Here is a 5657-nt window from a genome sequence, read left to right as displayed (position 1 = left end):
CCGAAAGGAGTTGAAAAAGAGGTGTTGACAGCAGCGAGTAACGCTGTAGAATTCGCCTCCCGCTAACGAGTGATCGTCAGCGCAAGTGGTTGAAGTTGTTAAAGATTTCCCAGCGAAACTTTGAAAGCTTCTTAAAATAACCGCTTGACAGCAACAGAGGCTGCTGTAGAATGCGCGCCTCGGTTGAGACGAAAGATCTTAACCACCCGCTCTTTAACAACTGAATCAAGCAATTCGTGTGGGTGCTTGTGGAATCAGACTGATAGTCAACAAGATTATCAGCATCACAAGTTACTCCGCGAGAAATCAAAGATGTAACCAACGATTGCTGAGCCAAGTTTAGGGTTTCTTAAAAACCCAAAGATGTTTGAACTGAAGAGTTTGATCATGGCTCAGATTGAACGCTGGCGGCAGGCCTAACACATGCAAGTCGAGCGGTAGAGAGAAGCTTGCTTCTCTTGAGAGCGGCGGACGGGTGAGTAATGCCTAGGAATCTGCCTGGTAGTGGGGGATAACGTTCGGAAACGGACGCTAATACCGCATACGTCCTACGGGAGAAAGCAGGGGACCTTCGGGCCTTGCGCTATCAGATGAGCCTAGGTCGGATTAGCTAGTTGGTGGGGTAAAGGCTCACCAAGGCGACGATCCGTAACTGGTCTGAGAGGATGATCAGTCACACTGGAACTGAGACACGGTCCAGACTCCTACGGGAGGCAGCAGTGGGGAATATTGGACAATGGGCGAAAGCCTGATCCAGCCATGCCGCGTGTGTGAAGAAGGTCTTCGGATTGTAAAGCACTTTAAGTTGGGAGGAAGGGTTGTAGATTAATACTCTGCAATTTTGACGTTACCGACAGAATAAGCACCGGCTAACTCTGTGCCAGCAGCCGCGGTAATACAGAGGGTGCAAGCGTTAATCGGAATTACTGGGCGTAAAGCGCGCGTAGGTGGTTTGTTAAGTTGGATGTGAAATCCCCGGGCTCAACCTGGGAACTGCATTCAAAACTGACAAGCTAGAGTATGGTAGAGGGTGGTGGAATTTCCTGTGTAGCGGTGAAATGCGTAGATATAGGAAGGAACACCAGTGGCGAAGGCGACCACCTGGACTGATACTGACACTGAGGTGCGAAAGCGTGGGGAGCAAACAGGATTAGATACCCTGGTAGTCCACGCCGTAAACGATGTCAACTAGCCGTTGGGAGCCTTGAGCTCTTAGTGGCGCAGCTAACGCATTAAGTTGACCGCCTGGGGAGTACGGCCGCAAGGTTAAAACTCAAATGAATTGACGGGGGCCCGCACAAGCGGTGGAGCATGTGGTTTAATTCGAAGCAACGCGAAGAACCTTACCAGGCCTTGACATCCAATGAACTTTCTAGAGATAGATTGGTGCCTTCGGGAGCATTGAGACAGGTGCTGCATGGCTGTCGTCAGCTCGTGTCGTGAGATGTTGGGTTAAGTCCCGTAACGAGCGCAACCCTTGTCCTTAGTTACCAGCACGTAATGGTGGGCACTCTAAGGAGACTGCCGGTGACAAACCGGAGGAAGGTGGGGATGACGTCAAGTCATCATGGCCCTTACGGCCTGGGCTACACACGTGCTACAATGGTCGGTACAGAGGGTTGCCAAGCCGCGAGGTGGAGCTAATCCCAGAAAACCGATCGTAGTCCGGATCGCAGTCTGCAACTCGACTGCGTGAAGTCGGAATCGCTAGTAATCGCGAATCAGAATGTCGCGGTGAATACGTTCCCGGGCCTTGTACACACCGCCCGTCACACCATGGGAGTGGGTTGCACCAGAAGTAGCTAGTCTAACCTTCGGGAGGACGGTTACCACGGTGTGATTCATGACTGGGGTGAAGTCGTAACAAGGTAGCCGTAGGGGAACCTGCGGCTGGATCACCTCCTTAATCGACGACATCAGCTGCTCCATAAGTTCCCACACGAATTGCTTGATTCATTGAAGAAGACGATAGAAGCAGCTTCAAGCTTTAAGCTACAAGCTTCAAGTTTGATTGCGCTAAGCATCAAAATTGGGTCTGTAGCTCAGTTGGTTAGAGCGCACCCCTGATAAGGGTGAGGTCGGCAGTTCGAATCTGCCCAGACCCACCAATTTTGTTATGGGGCCATAGCTCAGCTGGGAGAGCGCCTGCCTTGCACGCAGGAGGTCAGCGGTTCGATCCCGCTTGGCTCCACCATTAACTGCTTCTGCGTTAGAGTTTAGAAATGAGCATTCCATCCTTGGGGTGGTGAATGTTGATTTCTAGTCTTTGATTAGATCGTTCTTTAAAAATTTGGGTATGTGATAGAAAGATAGACTGAACGTTACTTTCACTGGTAACGGCTCAGGCTAAGGTAAAATTTGTGAGAGGCTCTTAATTGAGCTGTGCGAATTTTCGGCGAATGTCGTCTTCACAGTATAACCAGATTGCTTGGGGTTATATGGTCAAGTGAAGAAGCGCATACGGTGGATGCCTTGGCAGTCAGAGGCGATGAAAGACGTGGTAGCCTGCGAAAAGCTTCGGGGAGTCGGCAAACAGACTTTGATCCGGAGATGTCTGAATGGGGGAACCCAGCCATCATAAGATGGTTATCTTGTACTGAATACATAGGTGCAAGAGGCGAACCAGGGGAACTGAAACATCTAAGTACCCTGAGGAAAAGAAATCAACCGAGATTCCCTTAGTAGTGGCGAGCGAACGGGGACTAGCCCTTAAGCGGTTTTGAGATTAGCGGAACGCTCTGGAAAGTGCGGCCATAGTGGGTGATAGCCCTGTACGCGAAAATCTCTTTACCGTGAAATCGAGTAGGACGGGGCACGAGAAACCTTGTCTGAATATGGGGGGACCATCCTCCAAGGCTAAATACTACTGACTGACCGATAGTGAACTAGTACCGTGAGGGAAAGGCGAAAAGAACCCCGGAGAGGGGAGTGAAATAGATCCTGAAACCGTATGCGTACAAGCAGTGGGAGCCCACTTTGTTGGGTGACTGCGTACCTTTTGTATAATGGGTCAGCGACTTATTTTCAGTGGCGAGCTTAACCGAATAGGGGAGGCGTAGCGAAAGCGAGTCTTAATAGGGCGTCTAGTCGCTGGGAATAGACCCGAAACCGGGCGATCTATCCATGGGCAGGTTGAAGGTTGGGTAACACTAACTGGAGGACCGAACCGACTACCGTTGAAAAGTTAGCGGATGACCTGTGGATCGGAGTGAAAGGCTAATCAAGCTCGGAGATAGCTGGTTCTCCTCGAAAGCTATTTAGGTAGCGCCTCATGTATCACTGTAGGGGGTAGAGCACTGTTTCGGCTAGGGGGTCATCCCGACTTACCAAACCGATGCAAACTCCGAATACCTACAAGTGCCGAGCATGGGAGACACACGGCGGGTGCTAACGTCCGTCGTGAAAAGGGAAACAACCCAGACCGTCAGCTAAGGTCCCAAAGTTATGGTTAAGTGGGAAACGATGTGGGAAGGCTTAGACAGCTAGGAGGTTGGCTTAGAAGCAGCCACCCTTTAAAGAAAGCGTAATAGCTCACTAGTCGAGTCGGCCTGCGCGGAAGATGTAACGGGGCTCAAACCATACACCGAAGCTACGGGTATCACTTAGGTGATGCGGTAGAGGAGCGTTCTGTAAGCCTGTGAAGGTGAGTTGAGAAGCTTGCTGGAGGTATCAGAAGTGCGAATGCTGACATGAGTAACGACAATGGGTGTGAAAAACACCCACGCCGAAAGACCAAGGTTTCCTGCGCAACGTTAATCGACGCAGGGTTAGTCGGTCCCTAAGGCGAGGCTGAAAAGCGTAGTCGATGGAAAACAGGTTAATATTCCTGTACTTCTGGTTATTGCGATGGAGGGACGGAGAAGGCTAGGCCAGCTTGGCGTTGGTTGTCCAAGTTTAAGGTGGTAGGCTGGAATCTTAGGTAAATCCGGGATTCTAAGGCCGAGAGCTGATGACGAGTGTTCTTTTAGAACACGAAGTGGTTGATGCCATGCTTCCAAGAAAAGCTTCTAAGCTTCAGGTAACCAGGAACCGTACCCCAAACCGACACAGGTGGTTGGGTAGAGAATACCAAGGCGCTTGAGAGAACTCGGGTGAAGGAACTAGGCAAAATGGCACCGTAACTTCGGGAGAAGGTGCGCCGGTGAGGGTGAAGGACTTGCTCCGTAAGCTCATGCCGGTCGAAGATACCAGGCCGCTGCGACTGTTTATTAAAAACACAGCACTCTGCAAACACGAAAGTGGACGTATAGGGTGTGACGCCTGCCCGGTGCCGGAAGGTTAATTGATGGGGTTAGCTAACGCGAAGCTCTTGATCGAAGCCCCGGTAAACGGCGGCCGTAACTATAACGGTCCTAAGGTAGCGAAATTCCTTGTCGGGTAAGTTCCGACCTGCACGAATGGCGTAACGATGGCGGCGCTGTCTCCACCCGAGACTCAGTGAAATTGAAATCGCTGTGAAGATGCAGTGTATCCGCGGCTAGACGGAAAGACCCCGTGAACCTTTACTATAGCTTTGCACTGGACTTTGAATTTGCTTGTGTAGGATAGGTGGGAGGCTTTGAAGCGTGGACGCCAGTTCGCGTGGAGCCAACCTTGAAATACCACCCTGGCAACTTTGAGGTTCTAACTCAGGTCCGTTATCCGGATCGAGGACAGTGTATGGTGGGTAGTTTGACTGGGGCGGTCTCCTCCTAAAGAGTAACGGAGGAGTACGAAGGTGCGCTCAGACCGGTCGGAAATCGGTCGTAGAGTATAAAGGCAAAAGCGCGCTTGACTGCGAGACAGACACGTCGAGCAGGTACGAAAGTAGGTCTTAGTGATCCGGTGGTTCTGTATGGAAGGGCCATCGCTCAACGGATAAAAGGTACTCCGGGGATAACAGGCTGATACCGCCCAAGAGTTCATATCGACGGCGGTGTTTGGCACCTCGATGTCGGCTCATCACATCCTGGGGCTGAAGCCGGTCCCAAGGGTATGGCTGTTCGCCATTTAAAGTGGTACGCGAGCTGGGTTTAGAACGTCGTGAGACAGTTCGGTCCCTATCTGCCGTGGACGTTTGAGATTTGAGAGGGGCTGCTCCTAGTACGAGAGGACCGGAGTGGACGAACCTCTGGTGTTCCGGTTGTCACGCCAGTGGCATTGCCGGGTAGCTATGTTCGGGAAAGATAACCGCTGAAAGCATCTAAGCGGGAAACTTGCCTCAAGATGAGATCTCACTGGAACCTTGAGTTCCCTGAAGGGCCGTCGAAGACTACGACGTTGATAGGTTGGGTGTGTAAGCGCTGTGAGGCGTTGAGCTAACCAATACTAATTGCCCGTGAGGCTTGACCATATAACACCCAAGCAATTTGCGTCAGCTCTCTCACCCAGAGCAACCAGATTGCGGTGTGTGAAGACGAAAGAACCGAAAGTTTGCGCACTCACAAAACACCAAGCTGTCACATACCCAATTTGCTGAAGCGAGGCCTACAGGCCACGACTCAGTACCCGAATTTCTTGACGACCATAGAGCATTGGAACCACCTGATCCCATCCCGAACTCAGCAGTGAAACGATGCATCGCCGATGGTAGTGTGGGGTTTCCCCATGTGAGAGTAGGTCATCGTCAAGATTAAATTCCGAAACCCCATTTGCGAAAGCAGATGGGGTTTTGTTTT

At 51.2% G+C, this 5657-nt stretch carries 2 tRNA genes and 3 rRNA genes; all 5 read left to right on the top strand.

Annotated elements, in window-relative coordinates:
* The first annotated feature begins 369 nt into the window (after positions 1 to 369).
* The 5 genes from CKW13_RS24020 to rrf all read left to right on the top strand — a co-directional run bounded on the left by CKW13_RS24020 (position 370) and on the right by rrf (position 5611).
* A 16S ribosomal RNA gene (locus CKW13_RS24020) occupies positions 370 to 1906 on the top strand.
* A gap of 125 nt (positions 1907 to 2031) precedes the next feature.
* A tRNA-Ile gene (locus CKW13_RS24015) sits at positions 2032 to 2108 on the top strand.
* 10 nt (positions 2109 to 2118) lie between these two features.
* Positions 2119 to 2194, top strand: a tRNA-Ala gene (locus CKW13_RS24010).
* Positions 2195 to 2440: 246 nt separating this feature from the next.
* Positions 2441 to 5332: ribosomal RNA gene (locus CKW13_RS24005) — 23S ribosomal RNA — on the top strand.
* A gap of 163 nt (positions 5333 to 5495) precedes the next feature.
* Positions 5496 to 5611, top strand: a 5S ribosomal RNA gene (rrf, locus tag CKW13_RS24000).
* The 16S, 23S and 5S rRNA genes sit together here with 2 tRNA genes alongside, the layout of an rRNA operon.
* Positions 5612 to 5657: the final 46 nt, after the last annotated feature.

The organism is Pseudomonas sp. Irchel 3E20, assembly GCF_900187645.1.
Lineage (GTDB): Bacteria > Pseudomonadota > Gammaproteobacteria > Pseudomonadales > Pseudomonadaceae > Aquipseudomonas.
This window is presented reverse-complemented; position numbering and strand designations above follow the sequence as displayed.